Origin of the sequence: Pseudomonas sp. NY15463, assembly GCF_048068415.1 — a bacterium.
In the GTDB taxonomy this organism is placed as follows: Bacteria; Pseudomonadota; Gammaproteobacteria; order Pseudomonadales; family Pseudomonadaceae; genus Aquipseudomonas; species Aquipseudomonas mosselii_C.
On sequence record NZ_JBLUQD010000008.1, the window covers coordinates 244,556 to 262,727 of the forward strand.

Sequence of the window (18,172 nt, forward strand, 5' to 3'; positions counted from 1 at the left end):
GCCGCCGCCCGCCAGCAGTACATCGACCTTCTTGGTTCAAGCATTGCTGACGACAGGCGCTTGCCATCGGCGCATTCTCGAAATACTGTATGAATATTCAGTATTCCCGGATAACACCCATGCAGCTGATCGCCAAGCTCGGCATCCTTGCCGACGCAGCTAAATACGACGCCTCCTGTGCCAGCAGTGGCGCGCCCAAGCGCAGTTCACGCGGGCGCGATGGGCTAGGCGCTACCGATGGCATGGGCATCTGCCACAGCTACACCCCGGACGGGCGCTGCGTGTCGCTGCTCAAGATTCTGCTGACCAACTTCTGCCTGTACGACTGCCAATATTGCGTCAACCGCCGCTCCAGCAATGTGCCCCGGGCACGCTTTAGCCCCGAGGAAGTGGTGCGTCTGACCCTCGATTTCTACCGACGCAACTGCATCAGCGGGCTGTTCTTGAGTTCAGGCATCATCCGCTCGGCTGACTACACCATGGAACAGTTGATCCGCGTGGCCCGCCTGCTGCGCGAAGAGCATGGTTTCAGAGGCTACATCCACCTCAAGACCATCCCGGATGCCGACCCGCTGCTGATCGAGGAAGCCGGGCGCTTGGCTGACCGGCTGAGCGTGAATATCGAGCTGCCGACCGACGCCAGCCTCAAGCGCCTGGCCCCGGAAAAACAAGCCAGCACCATCCGCCAGGCCATGGGCGTGATTCACCAAGGCCAGCAGGCTGTGGCAAACGAGCCACGGGCACCGCGCTTCACCCCCGCTGGCCAGAGCACCCAGGTGATCGTCGGTGCCGACGCCACCGACGACAGCACCCTGCTGCACAATGCCGAGTCGCTGTACCAGGGCTACGGCCTCAAACGGGTGTACTACTCAGCCTTCAGCCCGATCCCCGACAGCCCCGGCAGCGTACCGTTGGCTGCACCGCCGCTGCTGCGCGAACACCGTCTGTACCAGGCTGATTTCCTGTTGCGCGGCTACGGCTACAAAGCCGGCGAACTGCTCGGCAAAGCCGGCAACCTGGCTCTGGACATCGACCCCAAGCTGGCCTGGGCCTTGGCCAACCGCGAGGTGTTTCCACTGGATGTGAACCGCGCCGAGCCTGCGTTGCTGGCACGCATTCCCGGTATTGGGCTACGCAGTGTGCAACGCCTGGTGGCCCTGCGCCGCGAACGGCGCATCCGCTACGATGACTTGATCCAGCTGCGCTGTGTGCTGGAAAAGGCCCGTCCGTTCATCGTCACCAGTGATTATCGCCCCGCCCAGGCAGAACTTCGCAGCGGCCTGCTGCGTGCACGTCTGCGCGAGCCTCAGGCACCGGTGCAAATGGGGCTGTGGGGATGATCGCACTCGACTGCGCAGACTGCTTCGCCACCTGGCGCGCCCAGGCGCGTACCCTGCTCGGCCACGGCATCGACCCGGCAGAAGTGACCTGGGGCCAGGGACCGATGGACGATCTGCTGGCCGTACCCACGCCACTGCCTGAAGGCCCCGGTCCCTTCCACGCGCGTATACCGGCGGCATTACTGGCCCAGCTAGAACAGGCCGGGCGCTACCGTGGCGAGCAACGCTGGAATGTGTTGTACGAGGTGCTATGGCGTGTCGCCCATGGCGATCGCACGGCCATGCTGGCGGGCGACCGCCTGGGCAGCGAGTTGCAACGGCGGCTCAAGCAGGTGAGCCGCGAAGCGCATCATCTACATGCCTTCGTGCGTTTCGTGCCTCTGGCACCGGAGCTGGCGCAATCGCTGCAACTGGACCTGATCGCCTACCACGAGCCGGCCCACGACATCCTGCAAAGCGCCAGCCAGCATTTTGCCGATCGTCTGGGGCGCCAACGCTGGTTGATCGCGACCCCGCATGACGGCATCCGCTACGACGGGCGCGCCATCGACTATCGCCGCCAGTGCCCCGCCGACTGGCTGGCATGGGCGCGCAACGCCGAAGACCCAGGGGCTGAGCTGTGGCTGACCTACTACCGACACACCTTCAACCCCGCGCGACTCAATCCTGATGCCTTGCGCCAGCACCTGCCTGGACGTTTCTGGCGAAACCTGCCAGAGGGCCCGTTGATTCCGCAACTGGTGGGCCAGGCGCGCCAGGGTAAGCAACGTGACGGACAAGCCCTGGAAGTCGGACGACAACCCGGCAAGCGCATTGCCGGCACGCCAGGGCAGTTAGAAAAACGCTGACATGAAGGCGAATCGCCAAAGCGGCCTCTCGCCCCAAAAACCAATTTGTATACAAACTGTATAAAGCGCTAGACTCCGCGCTTTTTTGCACGCGAAGTCCACCATGGCCAGCATCAACGGGCGTAATGCCACCCTCTGCGGCCTTGCCGCCATCCTGCTCTGGAGCACCGCCTCAGGCCTGATCCGGGGCGTGAGTCAGTATTTCGGAGCCATCGGTGGCGCCGCATTGATCTATACCCTCGGTGCCGCGTTGCTGGTGGCCTTGTTGGGCAAGCCGCGCCTGCGCAAGGCCACGCCGTTTTATCTGGTCACAGGCTCGGCCCTGTTCGTGGCCTACGAGATCTGCCTGTCCCTGGCGCTGGGCTATGCACTGGACAGCACCCAGGCGATCCAACTGGTGGTGGTCAACTACCTGTGGCCAAGCCTGACCGTGCTGCTGGCAATCGTGATGAACCGCCAGGCAGCGCGTTGGTACATCATGCCGGGTACGGCGCTGGCTCTGCTGGGGATTTTCTGGGTGGTCAGTACCGATGGCCTGTCGCTGCACAGCCTGCTGACCAATGTCCGCTCCAACCCGCTGGGCTACAGCTTGGCGGCGGCGTGCGCGGTGACGTTCGCGCTGTACTGCAACATCACCCGACGCTACGCCGACGGGCAAAACCATGTGGTGCTGTTCTTCGTGCTGACTGCCGTGGTGTTGTGGCTCAAGTACGCTTTCAGCCAGGAAGTGCTGCCGGCCCCGCGCCTGGGCGCCAGCCTCGAACTGCTCGGGGCGGGCCTGTCGATTGCCGGCGGCTATGCGCTGTGGAACATCGGCATCCTGCGCGGCAACCTGACACTGCTGGCCACCGCCTCGTACTTCGCCCCGGTATTGTCATCGGCATTCGCGGCGCTGTGGCTAGGGGCGCACCTGACCTTGCAGTTCTGGCAAGGCGCATTGGTGGTGACCCTGGGGTCGCTGCTGTGCTGGCAAGCGACCCGCCAAGTCAAGCCTTGAGCGCCTGCTCGATGATGGCGATGTCGATCTTGCGCATGTTCATCATCGCATCGAAGGCACGCTTGGCGGCGGCGCGGTCGGGGTTGGCCACCGCGTCGATCAATACTCGCGGGCTGATCTGCCAAGACACGCCCCACTTGTCCTTGCACCAGCCGCACACGCTCTCCTGACCGCCATTACCGACAATGGCGTCCCAGTAGCGGTCGGTCTCGGCCTGATCATCAGTGGCGACCTGGAACGAAAATGCCTCGTTATGGATGAAAGCCTTGCCGCCGTTCAGGCCGATGCACGGGATTCCCATCACGGTGAACTGGACCGTGATCACGTCACCGGCCTTGCCCGAGGGGTAGTCGCCGGGAGCGTGGTGCACGGCGATCACCTGACTGTCTGGAAACAGGCCGGCGTAGAAATGGGCCGCCTCTTCGGCATCGTGGTCATACCACAGACATATGCTGTTCTTCGGGGTCATGGGCAATGCTCAACGGCGCTCATAGAGGTTAAATGAGTCTAGCCGCCCTGCCCGGCAACGTGTTGCGCAGCGATCAGCGGCCTGAACGCGACGCGGATTTGACGCACGCCGCGCCAGCGTTCAAGGTCAACGCTTCATGCTGGACTCCAGCCCCACGATATGGAGAGCGACATGCATTTCGACCTGATCCAGAGCCTAAGCCTGGCCGGCAAACCCGATGTGCCCAATGACGACCGTATCGGGTGTGCCGAACGCCATGCGTGGGTCATCGACGGCGCCACCGACCTGGGCGAACCAGGCCTGCTCGGGACGCGCGGCGGTGCGGCCTGGCTGGCCAGTGCGGCCCAGCGCGCCTTCGCTGAAGCAGCCGGCCCCTTGCAGGGTATTTGCGAAAGCGTGTTCGAGCGCTTGGCATGCGACTACCAACGCGACCGCCAGCGCGAGCCATTGGCGCTGTGGGAGTTGCCACGCGCCGCGTTTGCGGCGGTGGCGCTGGAAGACGACGAACTGGTCTGCGCGCACCTGGCAGACTGCGTGGTGCTGCACCGCAGCGCCCAAGGCATCGCGTTCCTCACCCCCGAACCTGACCGCGAGGCGGAACGCGCCGAAGCGGCGTCGCTCGGCCCTGGCACCGGCGCGCATGGCGTGCGCAGCGCCGCCGTACTGGCTGACCGCCGCACCGCACGTGAGCGCCCACGCGCGGTACTCGGGGTAGATCCACAGCTGTCGCGCGACGGCACCTGCTACACCCGCGTCCCGGCAGCGCGCGGCGATGACGTGTTGCTGATGAGCGATGGTTTCGCCGCGCTATTCGACACCTACCAGGCCTGTGACCCTGACGGGTTCATCACGCGCCTGCACAGCCACGGCCTGGCCGACCTGGCGCACACCCTGCGCGGCATCGAGCAGGACGATGCCGCCTGCCTACGCTACCCACGCTTCAAGATGAGTGACGATGCTTCGGCGATCTGGTTGCGGGTGGGCTGAAATCCGATAGCGGTAATGGTTTTCTGCAACAGCGGCGACTGACGCCCCACACAAAAAAAGCGCCTCATCGAGGCGCCAAAGTATCCACCTGTAACCAAAGGAGCACAGAGCTTCTCAAGGTGAATAAGAGCGATCAGAGGATCGACAGCGGGTACTCGACAATCACCCGAACTTCATCCAGGTCCGACTCGAATGCGGTAGCCCGTGTCGTGGCCTGGCGCACACGCAGCGACAAATCCTTGGCAGCGCCAGTCTGCACCACGTACTTGACCTCGATGTCCCGCTCCCAGCGCTTTTGCTCGGTGAGCGGGTCACCATTGCTGTCGCGGCGCATATAGAAAGCGTTGGCGTGGCTGTAGTCGGCGTCGCTGCCGCGACCGTAGCGGGTCATGAACGACAACCCCGGCACGCCGTAGGCAGCCATGTTCAGGTCGTAGCGCAACATCCACGAGCGCTCTTTGGGCGAGTTGAAGTCGCTGTACTGGATGGAGTTGTCGAGGAAGATCGAGTCGGACTGGCGCAGGTAGTCGAAGTCGTCGTCGCCATTGTTGCGTTGGTGGGTCAACGCTACAGTGTGCGCGCCATAGCGCACGCCTAGCTTGGCACTCCAGATGTCGTTGTCGAACTGGCCCAGGCGCTGGCGGCCTTCGTCGCGGGCGTTGTAGAAGTTGAAACCACCGATCAGTGCCAACTCGTCGCTGAGCGGCCAGGTAACGCTGGTGCCGAGGTAGTACTGGTTCCACACATCCTTCAGGCGGCTGCCGAACAGGCTGACGCTGACATGCTCGCTCACGGCGTAGTCGCCGCCGCCATAAGCGACCCACGGCGAATCGACCGCGCCGCCGTAGAACGTCACGAAGTTGTCGCGCAGGTTACTCGACACCGGCTGGCTCATCGCATGCAGGCGCCCGGCCTGCAAGGTCAAGCCGGTCAAGCTGGTGTTTTCCACGGTCACACCGCGAAAGCTTTCCGGCAGCAGGCGCGAGTCACCGGCTGCTACCACAGGGGTGGCTGGGAACACATCGCCCACACGCACCACGGTATCGAACAGGCGCACCTTCGCCGCGCCGCCGACCTTGCTGTATTCGTCGCGGGCCTGGCCATCGCGGCCGACCGGCATCACGTCGAACGAACTACGCCCGCCGTTGCGTCCACCGCCAGTATCGAGCTTGAGCCCAAGCATGGCAAAAGCATCTACCCCCACGCCCACGGTGCCCGGTGTGTAGCCAGACTCCCAGCGCGCGATGATGGCGTGGGCCCAGGCTTCGGAGTAGCCATTGTCGGCAGCCTTGTTGCTATTGAAGCTGGGCGCGGGCCCATCGCGGTGATCGCGGTTGAAGTAGAAGTTGCGGTTGAGCACGTTCAGGCGGCTGCCCTCGATGAAGCCCTCCTGCTGCGCGTCCTCGGCCCACGTGACAGGGCTGGCCAGCGCCACCAGGGCGGCCAGGGAAAGTGTTGGCGTGTGTCTCATCCGGTGCTCCTTCGATACGTTGCGGCAGTTGTTCTTGTAAAGGGCCGCGCCGCTATGGCGTCGCTGACCTGGCCTGCTTGGGGCCGTGGTCGATGCTCGCCGTTGGCGGATAACACCAAGGTGATCGCCCGATTACAATCGCGTCATGCAGACGGATCGGTGCGCACGTTCCCGCACGCCCTGGGCCTTGGTGTGTCTGAGGAAACCTGTGTGCGGGCAGTGTATGGCCCACGCGATGGCTTGATCGCCTTGCAGATCTGTAACCCCGGCGTCATGCCCTTGTTGGTCGCGCCTGGCTAGGGTGGCCTCCGTCATCCATGAGTATTCGGAGGTCCACATGCTACGTCTGAGCTTGAGCGCCACGCTGCTGGCGCTGTCTTTTTCCGCCCAATCCGCAGGTTTTGACGATGCGCGCAGCACGCAGCTACTCGAAGAACACCAGCAGGCCGTGGCGGCCTATGCCGCCAAGCGCGACAAACCCGTGCCGCAGATCGTCGACTACCGCTACGGCATGCCGCTGGACGTCGCCCAGTTGGTGCGCCAGTCCGCCGACCCACGCACCTGCACGGTAGTGCCGCGACTGATGACGTTCGAGGACAGCCAAGGCACCTTGCGCACCGTACGCTATGTGGTGCAATCGCAGTGCCTCAACAACAAGTAGCGCCTTTCAGATCCGCGCCGTGAGCCACGCCGCCAGACGCGCGTAGAGGTCCTCGACCACCGGCACGCCGAAGGCGCGCAAGCCACCATGCACCAGCCCCTCGACCACCAGCAGTTGGCTCTCGCTGCCCGCCTCCTTGAGTGCCGCGTGGTAGGCCACCCCCTGGTCGCGCAGCGGATCGATCTCGGCCATGGCGATGAAAGCCGGGGCCAGCCCGCTGAAATCGTCGGCTTCCAGCGGCATCGCGCAGGGGTCACGGCGCTCGCAGCCGGGAGGAAGATAGCCAGCCAGGCACTGCTCGAACCCGTCGATGCTCATCATCGGCACGCTGGGGTGCTCGTGCATCGACGGCAGATCGGTGCGTGAGCTGAGCACCGGGTACAACAGCGCCTGGCCCAAGGGTTGGCGCTGAGCGTCGCGGCGCAGGGCCATGCACAGGCCGGCAGCCAGGTTGCCGCCAGCACTGTCGCCAACGACCGCAAGGCGCTCAGTGCTCAGGTCAGGGCCAAGTAGCCCCTGGTTCAGCGCCGCCCATACCGTGCGCACATCTTCCAACGGCGCGGGGTAGTGATATTCCGGTGCCAGCCGATAGGCGACTGCGACAATGGCCATGCGCACATGACGGGCCAGGCCGTGAACAAACCAGTCATGGGTGTCCAGTTCACCCAGATCCCAGCCGCCACCGTGCACGTAAAGCAGCGTTGGCCAGCCGCCTTCGGGGGCGGGATCGGCAGGTTGATAGCGGCGCAGACGCAGGTGGTCGAGGGTCAGGTCGGTGCTCTGCCAGCCCGGTGCCAAAGCAGGGGTACAGGCGCGGCACAGAGCCAGAAACGCATCGCGACGGCCTTGCAGGCTGTCGTCGTCAGCATCGAAGGTGGCGCTTAAATCAAGGTAGGCTTGCAGACCTGGGGCCAGGGTATAGGGCATTGTTGGGTTCCATGCAGAAAGGGCAGTTCCGTTGCAGGAGCCCTTGTCTCATCTGCTGGCGCCGCTGGCAAGCGTTAGCGCACCGGCGCGGGTCGCGGCATCAGGCTGCGATAACCCAGCACCAGCACCGCCAACCCCAGCAGCACCAGCAACCCGATCAGCGTCCGGCTGTAGCGCGCGGCCCAGGCCGGCAACCCCACCACCTCGCGGTAGACCTCGATATCGGCGCTGCCGTCAGCATGACGAATGGTGATGCCGCCTTGGCGGATCTGCGAGTAGTCAGCATCGAAATACACCCAGATTGTGCTCGTCCCACCTGGCTCGATGGCCGCAATCTCCAGGGTAGCGGTCGGTGCCTGAATCAATCTGTCATCGCCGGACTCATTGCGGATCTGCACCAGCCCCTTGGCCGGCAGGCGCACCTGCACTGCCGTGACCGGGGCCTGGCGATGGTTGGTCAGCTCGATCAGTAGCCCGGTACGGTGATCCACCAATCCGGCCTCGAACGGCCGCGCGAACAACTGCAGGTAAGGCGCCTGGGCCAGTTCGACCAGCTTGTCGAGCTGCACATGGCCCAGCGCGCTGCCACCGATATCGCTGATGCGCGCCTGCAATCGCTCGTACTTGAGCAACTCGTTGGCCTGACTGATGCGCTCGTTGAACTGGCCTGGGTAGGTCAAATGGGAGTACGTCAAGCGCGCCACGAGGGTGTCGTCCTTGCGCAGGACCGCGTGGAGCGCGGCGGCGCACGCCATCATCACCAGCAGGCCTACCAGTACTTTACCGACCTTTTCCCAGCTCACCGTGAGGGTTCCTTGTTGACCGACCCAATCGCAGGCCAAGGGTGCCAAGAACGGTGGACCGCGGCAAGCCTGAAACTGTCGCGGCAACACGACACAACAGGCTCAGTGCACCTCACAGTCACTTGCCTGGGGAGCGATTCCCCACCCAGCATTGGGTGTGCTGACCCAAGTATGCGGGGTCGAGGAAATCACCGACTCTTGCAACATCTTGAAACAAGCGGCTTTTCGCCCACTGGCCTTTGGCACAGCCGTTGCTCCCCTGCTGTGTGACGAGGCATACGCCACCGGCACGCTGGCCACAGCGGCCAGGCCGCTCAATACGGGGCATACGGTAATGAAAAGACCCGCGGTTTCATCCAGGCACATGTTCAGGTTGGCTTCGCTCGGCGGGCTGTTGTTCGGTCTAGGGCTGGCCGGCGTACAGGCCAGTTCGCTCGACGATGTCACCCCGCCAGCGCCCACCGACCCGTCGGCTTTCAGCGACCCACCATCTGATGCTATCGGCCAGGCGGCGGCGCTGGAGGCCCTTAAAAGCTTGCCCGAGGCCAACGAAGGCGCGCTGGAATTGAGCAACGGTGTATACGGCAGCCGCGCCACGGTAGAGACCGACAACGTGCTACCACCGCTGCAACAGACCTCGCGCCAGTACCCCACCAACGGCAAGCCCAGCCCGCTGTTCGGCGCCGAGCCGTTCACCCAGCAACTGCTGCTGTTCGAAGAGTTCGGCCCGGAGAAACTCGACCCCGCCACCCCACCCGGCGAGCTGGCCTTCCCTCCCCCCGTGCTCGGCCCGGCGCCTGCCCAGGACCCTAACGACGTGGCGCGCAGCAGCCCCAACGGCAACGCCCTGGAAGCTTTCCTCAGACAGCCGGGGCTGACCCCGTTGCCGTCGCAGTATGCCAACGTGCTCGACCGCAACCCGTGGAAGGCGCAGATCGAGCTGTTCCTCAATCGCAACTCGGTCGGCTCACCTGCCGAGGGCCGTCCTCCAGGCAAGGGGTGGTCGCACCAGCGCTGGAATGAGTTCTACCCGCAGGCGACGTTCAAGACCGCCCAGGCCGGGGCGCGCATCAACCAGGGCCTACGTGACCGCAAGCAACTGCACAACTACGCCAAGGGCGAGTTCGGCCCTGGGGGCCTGTACTACCAGACCTCCGACATCCCCACCACCCTGGGCACCACCAAAGGTATCGACACCCGCTTCCACCCCAAGATGCCGCTGCAAAACCACAAGGCGCTGTGGACCTTCGATGGCACCTTCCCGCCCAAGCTGCTGATGGTGCGCTATGGCCAACCGATACTGATGCGTCACTACAATGCCCTGCCCATCGACCCGTCGGCCAACAATGGCTTTGGCTTGCACACCATCAGCACGCATGAGCACAACGGTCATTCCCCGGCCGAAAGCGACGGTTTTGCCAACGCCTACTTTTTCCCAGGGCAGTACTACGACTACCGCTGGCCGATCCAGTTGGCAGGCTACGACACCCTCAACACCCGCGCCCAGGATCCGCGCGCCGCGTTCCCGTGCTCGCCTGGCGAGACGCTGTTCGTCAATGACGCCAACCCAGGCCTGAAAACCTGCGAGAACGGTAGCATCAAGATTCGTGGCGATTGGCGCGAAACCATGAGTACCCACTGGTTCCACGATCACATGCTCGATTTCACCGCGCAGAACGTCTACAAGGGCAACGCGGTGATGATGAACTACTACAGCGCCCTGGACCGAGGCAACGAGGCCCTGCAAGACGGCGTGAACCTGCGTTTGCCCAGCGGCACGGCGATGCCATGGGGCAACCGCGACTACGACGTCAACCTGGTGATCGCCGACAAGGCCTGGGACGCCAATGGCCAACTGTGGTTCAACCCCTTCAACACCGATGGTTTTCTGGGCGATCAGACGCTGGTCAACTGGCAGTACCAACCGCGCCTGAAGGTGCGTGCGCGTAGCTACCGTTTGCGTATCCTCAATGGTTCGGTGTCGCGCTACTACAAGATTGCCCTGGTGCGCGAAGTGGCAGGCAACAGTGGCGAATTCAAAGGGCCGTCCGGCTCGAACGTGTCTTACAACCGCGTACCGTTCCACATGATCGCCAACGACGGCAACCTCATGGAACATGCCGTGCCGTTCGACGGCACGCTGGACCTCAACGGCGATGGCGACCTGCAAGACCACAACGGCATCCTGCCCCTGCAAGGTATCGCCGAGCGCTACGACCTTATCGTCAACTTCGCCAGGAACGGCATCAGCGTCGGGGACAAGCTCTACCTGGTCAACCTGATGGAGCACCAGACTGGCAAAGGTCCGAACCGCGCCATCGCCCTGGCCGATGTCTTGTCGGAGAAGTACAAGGCGGTGATCAAGCAAACCAGCAAAGGGCCGGAATGGGACGGCGGCGACCCTGTGGTGGGCAAGTTCATGCAACTGCTGGTACAGCCTTACAGCGGCACGGACCTGAGCATGGACCCGTCGCAGTACGAACCGGCCAAACCCGGTAAGGCCGCAGGTCGGGTGATGATCCCACTGCCGATCAATCGCGACAGCGCCACGGATCAGGCTAAGATCGCCGCCGCACGCCATCGCGAGTTCATCTTCGGACGCTCTGACGGTACCGACGAGCAACCCTGGACCATCAAGACCGACGGTGGCTTTGGCTACAGCATGGACCCACGCCGCCTCACCGCCGCCGCGCAACTCGCCCAGGAAGCAACCGACGGCGGCTTTAGCGGCGACGGCACGCTGGAAGTCTGGAAAGTCAAGAACGGCGGCAATGGCTGGAGCCACCCGGTACACGTGCACTTCGAGGAAGGAGTGGTACTCAGCCGCGACGGCAAGGCACCGCCAGAATGGGAAAAATGGGCGCGCAAGGACGTTTACCGCATTGGCCCGGAGGCCGAATCCTCACAAGATGTGGAAATGGCCATTCGTTTCCGTGAGTTCGCCGGTACTTATATGGAGCACTGCCACAACACCCAGCATGAAGACAGCTCCATGCTGCTGCGCTGGGATATCGAGCACCCCGGACAGTTCCAGTTGATGCCCACTCCGTTACCGGGCTGGGACGGCGTGCAGTATGTCAACTCGGCGGCGTTGCCGACCTTGCGCAGCGCCGCCCAAGACGACAGCACCGCCAACAAGCCCCCGCTGGCGGTGAACGACAGCGGCGCGACCACCGCTGGCAAGCCACTGGTGCTGAACGTGCTGGCCAACGACACCGATGCAGATGGCGACTTGCCGCTGAGCATCAGCAACCTGACTCAGCCCGACGCCGGCCAGGGCAGCGTGAGCAGCAACGGCACACAGCTTACCTACACGCCACCGGCCAGTGTCGCCCTGGCATTCACGGCCCGTTTCACCTACGCGGCGCTCGACGCGCGCGGCCTGGCCTCGAACGCGCCAGCCAGCGTGAGCGTCGCCGTCTCGCCCGCCCTGGCGATGGACACCCTCCAGGTAAGTAGCGCCACGCTGACCAAGCGCAGCAATAACCGCTGGACGTGGGAACTGGCCGGTACTACCACGGTGGCGGCAGGCAATAGCATCCAGGTGACCAGCAGCACCACCAGCGGCCCGCTGGACCTGGGCCTGGCCACCCTCAGCCCGAGTGGCACAGGCGCGCGCTGGAAACTGTCGGTGACCACCGAGGGCGCAAGCCCAGTGCTGCCCGCCACGGCCAGCGTGCGCTCGGCACTGGGGCAAAGTCTGAGCGTGTCGATGACGCTGAAGTAAGGTCACGGCGCTGAGCAAGCAAGAATCTGCACGGCTTGCTCAGCGCCCTACACCCTGTTCGGAGGATCAAACCATGCCTGGCACCTGGCGCGTGCTGCTCCCGCTGCTGCTGGCCCTGAGCCTGCCGCCGCCGTCGAGCGCGCCCCCCGAGTCCGCAACCCCGTGGGGCGCCGACTACTTCCCCAACCCCACCCTACTCACCCAGGACGGGCAGCAGGTGCGCTTTTTCGACGACCTGATCAAGGACAAGGTGGTGGCCATCAATTTCATCTTCACCGGCTGTGGCGACTCGTGCCCCGTGGAGACCGCCCGCTTGCGCCAGGTGCAAAAGTTGCTGGGCGACCGCGTGGGCAAGGACATCTTCATCTATTCGATCAGCATCGATCCGTACAACGACACCCCGGCCACCCTCAAACGCTATGCACAGAAGTTCGCCATCGCCCCCGGCTGGACCTTGCTTACCGGCGCAGCTGCCGACATCGAACAGTTGCGCCGCAGCCTGGGCCTGTACATCGACGGCTTGGACAACGGCCGCAGCAAGGATCACAACCTCAGCCTGATCATGGGCAACCAGGCCACCGGTCGCTGGATGAAGGCCTCGCCATTCGAGAGCCCGTACATCCTCGCCGACCGCCTGGCCAACAGTCTGCACAACTGGAGACAGCCCGCCGCCAGCGCCAGTAGCGAAGCCCCTGTGATCCGCCCGCCGAGCATCGGCGAGCAGCTGTTCCGCACCCGCTGCTCGTCCTGCCACACGCTAGGCGATGCAACGCCCGGCGCCCCCCACGGCATCGGCCCGGACCTGCTGGGCGTGACCCGCCAGCGCGAACCGGCCTGGCTGATCCGTTGGCTGAAAGAACCCGACAAGATGCTGGCCGAGCAAGACCCATTGGCGACGCTGCTCTACCAGCAGTACAACCAACTGGCAATGCCGAACATGCGCCTGGGGCAAACCGAAGTGCAGGCGCTGCTCGGTTATCTGGAAGAGGAAACCCAACGCCTGCAAACACCGGGCGTGCAGCGTTGAGGCGGCTTACGAAAAGCTGGAGGGCCGCTCATGGGTGAAATCACCGCTGGCCAGCAGCGGCCTGAGGTACACCGCATAGTCATCCCAGGTTTCGAACAACTGCGGGTGTGCCATCAGCGCCTCAGCGTCACCGGTAATATTGAGCAGCATCACCCCCTGCCCCTTGATCACGATCTCTCGCGCCTTATCAGCGAAGCCACTGTGGGTGATGAGGTAACCCAACGCGACCAAGCCGAGCACCGAGCCTTTCTGCGCCGCGCTGGCACTGAGCAACGGCTCTTCAGGGGCGTCGCAGAGCAGCAGGGTCAAGGTATGCAGGTGATGCCGGGCATCATCGACCGACGCGGCGATCTGCCCGCCATGCAGCAGCGCCTGATCGGCCTGGGCATGGGCGATGATGTTCTCGTGGGCGAAATGGTCGTAGGAAGTGAGCAGTACCGTGCCAACGGGAGATGGCTGCTTGGGGAAGTGACGGGCTTCGGTCATGCGCGCATTCCTCGGGGGTCAATGGTGCCATCAGAGCACGATAAAGCCGGTGACGCCAAGCGCGGGGTTTCGACGCAATAGGCGTGCCGCATGCTCGATGCACGCCAGCGATGGCCAGAAGCAGCGCAACCTGTTGATTCCATGGTGTCTTGCGGAGGCAGAGTGATTCCAGCCTTGGGGGAGCTGCCGATGCCGCAGGAAGACGTCTCAGGCTGTTTGCCTGGCTGCATATGGGTAGCGTTTGGCCAGTCACTGCCAGAACGATACCGGACCGGCCAGAACACGCCTGACCGCTTGAAAATGGGAGCCCGCCACACCCAACAACACCTGACACCCAGCCTGACCACACGGTCCTTGTGTCGCCCTTTTGCCCGATGGCTGGGCACTTGGCAGTGCGAGGGTATAGCGAACAGGGGGGAGACTAGAACTGGACGAGAGGCTTTACAACGGACGCTACGGGAAAAGCTGGCCTTTGAGAAAGATACTACGTGAGTATCGGAGATCCCCTTCAAGTCAGGCCAGCTTAGACACCGTGCCGATCGATGCGCAGAGGCATGCCCGGCTATCGCCGATACCAAAACCTTGTAAAGCCCGGATACCCACTGGGCAACCTGCCGTTGTCCGTCGGTGTGACGCTGGTGCTGATCCAAGCCATCGCCCGCCCAAAGCCGCGCGTCTGGAAAATCCCACGGCGCATGCGGTGTGCCACCGGCCTACTGATGCTCATCACCAGCCTGGTCTGTAGCCCACTTACGACAGCCGTCGCGGCACGGAGCATGGCCACCTGCCAGCTGATAGCAAATCGCTAGGTTGGGTATTCCAAAATAAACGTAGCGCCAGCGCGAAACGCCCCTAATCTGTCCATCGATGGATCAACCCTCCCCGGAGCAAATCATGGAAAGATTAGCGTCGTCGCATCCGCTCGCCCGAAAATCCGTCACTGTCGTGCCTGAATCGCGCTTCATGCAGAACTACCGCGTCGCCAGCGCCGTGCATGGCGGCAGCTCGGCGTCTGCTATCAGCAATGCGCGCGGTGATGTGGAACTGTTCACCAGCGGCAGCGATACCCAGGTGTGGAACATTTACCCTGATCCGCAGAGCGCCACGGCCAACAGCGCGACCCTCACCGGCCTCACCGGTGAAGTGATCGCCAGCGGCCTGACGCCGAGCGGCGACATCGCGCTGTTTGCTGCCCAAGGCACCAACCTGCTGTACTGCGTCGAACAGCCGGCTTCGCCCACTCGCTGGTCGTCGGTGAAGATGATCGATGTGCCCTTGCCCTCCAACGCCGTGCGCATTGCGCGCATCACCACAACCCGTGTCGCCGGCAAGCTGTACATCGGTGTGCTGGTCGAGGCAAAGGGTCTCATCGGCACGCTTTACAACTTCAGTTGGGGCGTCTGGGACAGCCGCGCACCCACGTCACTCAACGGCACGACCCTGCAGTTGCAGACACTCAATGCGGTATGGACCGGCAACAGCGTCAGCAATGTGGCCTTCACGGTTTTCGACACGGTGATTCTTGAGTACACCCTCAGTACCCATGAGCTAAACCGTCCAGCCATCGCCGCCAACTTCCGCAGCCTCGATGTAGCGGCGGCTACCGATCAGCTCGGTAACACCCAGGTACTGGCCATTCTTGACGACGGCAATGCCTATAGCCTGGTCGGAGGTGGCAACCGGCCTTACAGTTGGGCGCAGTTGACCACTGCGTCCTCGTTCAAGCAGGTGGCCGTGCTGCCCTCGCGGCCAGCACTGGATATGCTGTTACTCGGTGTCGACAACACGCTTTACCACGCCAGCCAGAATGCCCCGTCGGCGACCGGCTGGGGGCAACCGACGCCGGTCTATCGCGGTGTGCAGACCTTCCAGGCGGCAGTGCAGGACAATGGCCTGGCGGTGTTTGCCATCCAGGCGCAACAGAACACGGTGACCCAACTCACCCGTGAAAGCCTCAGCGGCAACTGGAACATCGCTGCGCTGCAGGTACAGGCGCAGGGCAGTATCGAGGACTTTGCCTCCTACAGCACCGACGTCACGCTGTTCAGCGAGGTAGGGACGCCGCTGGCTGGGACACCCGTAGAGGTCTGGACAGAGGAGCCGTCACGGCTGGCCATCAATGGCGGCGTCTACTACGCCACGCCGCGCCGCCCCGTGCGCCTGCTAACCAACAGTGCCGGGGTGCTGTCGATCGCGCAGCAGGTCAGTGCTTTGGCCGCTCCGGCGATCCTGCTGGCGGTCCCCTCACTGATGTCGCCTGGCGAGCGTATCGAAGTCCGTCAGGATGCCGAAGTGCAGGACCGGCTCAGCGTCACCCATGGGAACGAACTGCTGGAGGCCAAGCTGGCCAGCGGTGCGCCGTTGCTGCGCGATCAGTACCGCACACAGGCGACCGCCGATGCGGTGGCCGAAGCGGTCAACCGTAGCATGAGCCTGGCCAGCCCGGCCTACTTCAAGGGGGCTACGGCGACGCCTTATACCGACCCGCGCCGACCTCGTGCAGGTGTTTCAATGCGCCGCGGCGGCGATGTTGGCGTGCGCTCGCTCGAACTGACGCAAGTACCCGAGCAGCACTGGCACCTGAGTGTGCGCAATGGCCAGGTGCAGTTCAGCGACCTGTCCGCCGACGCGGCTTCCGGGCTGCTGATGGCGTTGAGCAGCAGTTCACTGTCCGCCGGTTGGTTCAGTTGGCTGACCGACATCGGCGACTTCATCGCCGGGGTCGCGCAAGGCCTCATCGAGGTCGTCGATTATGTGGTGACCACTGTCAGCGCGGGCATACGGGCGGCATTTCATTTCATCGTCGACGGCGTAACCTACCTGTTCGAAACCCTGGTGGACACCGTGGAAAAGGCGTTCGACCTGGTCGAGGCCGTGTTCTCGGCGGTGAAGGTGTTCTTCCAGCAACTCTATGAGTGGCTGGCATTTCTCTTCAACTGGGGCGACATGCTGCGAACCCACGACGCCATCGCGCATATCATCAACAGCGGTTTCGACTTCCTGATCGGCGCCACCGGCGGCATCCAGCGCATCATCGACGCAGGTATCGACACCTTGCAGCACCAGTTGCAGCAATGGTTCGCCGAAGCGCGCAACACTATCGCCGGTGACTATAGCCTGGGCGGCTACGAACGATCCAACACCCCGGACGACCCGGACACCTCCAAGGCGGTGGCCAACAACATCGTCTACAACGGCCTGGTCAACAATGCCTCGGCGGCGCATTCGAGCATGGCTGCCACGGCGTTGCTGAGCGCTGCCGACGGGCCGTTGCGCCAGTTCATGGACGAGCTGACGCAACTGGCCGACTTCACCGAGTCGTCCCAGGCCTTCGCCCAGGCGCTGGCCTATCTGCAAGACCTGGGCTCAGCGCCGGACGAGATCTTCCGCAAGCTGCTGGCGGCCTTGATGAGCGTGGTCGAAGGGGTGCTGCAGGCGGTGCTGTCCGGTGTGCAGGCGGTGATCGATGCGCTGCTGAAAACCGTCGCGACACTGATCGCCGGGCTCAAGCAACTGATGAATGCGAAGTGGAACATTCCCTTCGTCAGTGATCTGTACCGGTTTATCACCAACGGCTCGGACCTGACCACGCTGGACTTGATGGCGCTGGTGCTGGCGGTACCCGGCACGATTCTGTTCAAGGTAATGCAGAACGCCGCGCCGTTCCCGGACCAGGCCAGCGTGTCACGCTTCAAGGCGGCGTTCACCGCCGATGTGCTGCTCAGCGCAAGCGGGCTCAAGCCGGCTAGCCGGCAACACGCCAAGCAAAGCGTGCAGGCCGAGCAGGCATGGAGCGGTTGCCTACCGCGCGACCTGGCACTGGTGACCGGAACGCTGGGTTCGGTTGCCTACTTCTTCTACGGCAGCCTCACAGCCCTGGGTGACGCCCTGCCGCCGGAATCCGGGCCACCAGAGATCGTCGCCTATGCCGCGTTGATCCTGGAGACGGCTGCGCAGTTGTGCAGTTGCCCCTGGATCTTCGCCAGCGGCGCACCTGGATGTGCCACCGCCGAGGGTGCCGGCCGCGTTCTGTGGCTCTACACCTGCCTGGGCGTAGTGCTCGACGGGGTGTTCGTGTTGACCGCGCACAAGATGCCGGAAAACCGCGACGACATTGGCGTGATGGCCACCTTCGTGTATGGCCTGGGCCACCTGGCGTTGGCGATTCGGCCTTCGATTGGGCAAAGCGGTGAGGCGGTGGCGTTGAACATCGTGCCATGCCTGCCAGAAGTGTGTAAGCCATTGCGCCTCAAACGCGTAGTGGTCAGTACCGAAGGGTTCTCGTTGCTGGGCCAAGCGGCCCTGGATGCGATCTGTTACACCTCGGCCACGGTCCTCAACATGGTCTCGGTGTCTGCTGCAACTCGACCTTCGCTCGCCGACGCCAGTGCCTTGGGCACCGGCACCCGTTCGTTGTAGTCAAAAAGGA

Annotated in this window: 13 protein-coding genes; 8 read left to right on the top strand and 5 right to left on the bottom strand. The window is 63.6% G+C overall.

The annotated features are described in order from the left end of the window. Positions 1-119 precede the first annotated feature (119 nt). The 3 genes from ACNFIC_RS21040 (at position 120) to yddG (ending at position 3,185) form a co-directional block, all read left to right on the top strand. The gene (locus ACNFIC_RS21040; protein ID WP_138221031.1) at positions 120-1,340 is read left to right on the top strand and encodes a putative DNA modification/repair radical SAM protein; all 1,221 of its coding nucleotides are present in this window, start codon (positions 120-122) and stop codon (positions 1,338-1,340) included. Continuing rightward, positions 1,331-2,188, top strand: a complete 858-nt coding sequence (locus ACNFIC_RS21045) for a TIGR03915 family putative DNA repair protein (protein WP_416781846.1) — start codon at positions 1,331-1,333, stop codon at positions 2,186-2,188. Before ACNFIC_RS21040 ends, ACNFIC_RS21045 begins: the two co-directional genes overlap by 10 nt. Before the next feature lie 103 nt (positions 2,189-2,291). Then, positions 2,292-3,185, top strand: coding sequence for an aromatic amino acid DMT transporter YddG (gene yddG / locus ACNFIC_RS21050; protein WP_416781847.1), 894 nt, complete (start codon positions 2,292-2,294; stop codon positions 3,183-3,185). Here the strand turns inward: yddG and ACNFIC_RS21055 are convergent. Next, positions 3,175-3,654: a VOC family protein gene (locus ACNFIC_RS21055; protein WP_138221028.1), complete on the bottom strand. Its 480-nt coding sequence runs from the start codon at positions 3,652-3,654 to the stop codon at positions 3,175-3,177. The genes yddG and ACNFIC_RS21055 overlap by 11 nt on opposite strands. A 171-nt stretch (positions 3,655-3,825) precedes the next feature. Between ACNFIC_RS21055 and ACNFIC_RS21060 the strand changes: the two genes are divergently transcribed. After that, positions 3,826-4,641, top strand: a complete 816-nt coding sequence (locus ACNFIC_RS21060; RefSeq protein WP_138221027.1) for a protein phosphatase 2C domain-containing protein — start codon at positions 3,826-3,828, stop codon at positions 4,639-4,641. 133 nt (positions 4,642-4,774) lie between these two features. Here ACNFIC_RS21060 and ACNFIC_RS21065 read toward each other — a convergent pair whose 3' ends face one another. Then, positions 4,775-6,112 carry an OprD family porin gene (locus ACNFIC_RS21065; protein WP_138221026.1) on the bottom strand — a complete coding sequence of 446 codons (1,338 nt, stop codon included), beginning with the start codon at positions 6,110-6,112 and terminating at the stop codon, positions 4,775-4,777. 337 nt (positions 6,113-6,449) lie between these two features. Here ACNFIC_RS21065 and ACNFIC_RS21070 point away from each other — a divergent pair, with 337 nt between their 5' ends. Next, entirely contained in the window at positions 6,450-6,773 is a 324-nt protein-coding gene (locus ACNFIC_RS21070; RefSeq protein ID WP_138221025.1) for a DUF2790 domain-containing protein, read from the top strand. Positions 6,774-6,779: 6 nt separating this feature from the next. Here the strand turns inward: ACNFIC_RS21070 and ACNFIC_RS21075 are convergent, their stop codons facing one another. Both ACNFIC_RS21075 and ACNFIC_RS21080 read right to left on the bottom strand, forming a co-directional pair. Then, on the bottom strand, positions 6,780-7,700 hold the full coding sequence (locus ACNFIC_RS21075; RefSeq protein ID WP_416781850.1) for an alpha/beta hydrolase: 921 nt from the start codon (positions 7,698-7,700) through the stop codon (positions 6,780-6,782). A 74-nt stretch (positions 7,701-7,774) separates the two neighbouring features. Continuing rightward, positions 7,775-8,503 (bottom strand): hypothetical protein, encoded by a 729-nt coding sequence (locus tag ACNFIC_RS21080; RefSeq protein WP_416781851.1) that lies wholly within the window; start codon positions 8,501-8,503, stop codon positions 7,775-7,777. A 334-nt stretch (positions 8,504-8,837) separates the two neighbouring features. Here ACNFIC_RS21080 and ACNFIC_RS21085 point away from each other — a divergent pair, with 334 nt between their 5' ends. Further along, positions 8,838-12,230, top strand: a complete 3,393-nt coding sequence (locus tag ACNFIC_RS21085; protein ID WP_416781852.1) for an Ig-like domain-containing protein — start codon at positions 8,838-8,840, stop codon at positions 12,228-12,230. 73 nt (positions 12,231-12,303) lie between these two features. After that, a complete protein-coding gene (locus tag ACNFIC_RS21090; RefSeq protein ID WP_416781854.1) occupies positions 12,304-13,257 on the top strand; it encodes an SCO family protein in 954 nt (317 codons plus the stop codon). Positions 13,258-13,263: 6 nt separating this feature from the next. Here the strand turns inward: ACNFIC_RS21090 and ACNFIC_RS21095 are convergent, their stop codons facing one another. Next, entirely contained in the window at positions 13,264-13,743 is a 480-nt protein-coding gene (locus ACNFIC_RS21095) for a hypothetical protein (RefSeq protein WP_138221020.1), read from the bottom strand. An 894-nt stretch (positions 13,744-14,637) separates the two neighbouring features. On the opposite strand from ACNFIC_RS21095, the gene ACNFIC_RS21100 reads away from it, so the two are divergent. Next, positions 14,638-18,162: a hypothetical protein gene (locus ACNFIC_RS21100; RefSeq protein WP_416781855.1), complete on the top strand. Its 3,525-nt coding sequence runs from the start codon at positions 14,638-14,640 to the stop codon at positions 18,160-18,162. Positions 18,163-18,172 lie beyond the last annotated feature (10 nt).

Coding starts and splice junctions, on each gene's coding strand:
- ACNFIC_RS21075 (WP_416781850.1), bottom strand. CDS start 7,700: ATGCCCTATACCCTGGCCCCAGGTCTGCAAGCCTACCTTGATTTAAGC.
- ACNFIC_RS21065 (WP_138221026.1), bottom strand. CDS start 6,112: ATGAGACACACGCCAACACTTTCCCTGGCCGCCCTGGTGGCGCTGGCC.
- ACNFIC_RS21095 (WP_138221020.1), bottom strand. CDS start 13,743: ATGACCGAAGCCCGTCACTTCCCCAAGCAGCCATCTCCCGTTGGCACG.
- ACNFIC_RS21090 (WP_416781854.1), top strand. CDS start 12,304: ATGCCTGGCACCTGGCGCGTGCTGCTCCCGCTGCTGCTGGCCCTGAGC.
- ACNFIC_RS21040 (WP_138221031.1), top strand. CDS start 120: ATGCAGCTGATCGCCAAGCTCGGCATCCTTGCCGACGCAGCTAAATAC.
- ACNFIC_RS21085 (WP_416781852.1), top strand. CDS start 8,838: ATGAAAAGACCCGCGGTTTCATCCAGGCACATGTTCAGGTTGGCTTCG.
- ACNFIC_RS21055 (WP_138221028.1), bottom strand. CDS start 3,654: ATGACCCCGAAGAACAGCATATGTCTGTGGTATGACCACGATGCCGAA.
- yddG (WP_416781847.1), top strand. CDS start 2,292: ATGGCCAGCATCAACGGGCGTAATGCCACCCTCTGCGGCCTTGCCGCC.
- ACNFIC_RS21100 (WP_416781855.1), top strand. CDS start 14,638: ATGGAAAGATTAGCGTCGTCGCATCCGCTCGCCCGAAAATCCGTCACT.
- ACNFIC_RS21060 (WP_138221027.1), top strand. CDS start 3,826: ATGCATTTCGACCTGATCCAGAGCCTAAGCCTGGCCGGCAAACCCGAT.
- ACNFIC_RS21070 (WP_138221025.1), top strand. CDS start 6,450: ATGCTACGTCTGAGCTTGAGCGCCACGCTGCTGGCGCTGTCTTTTTCC.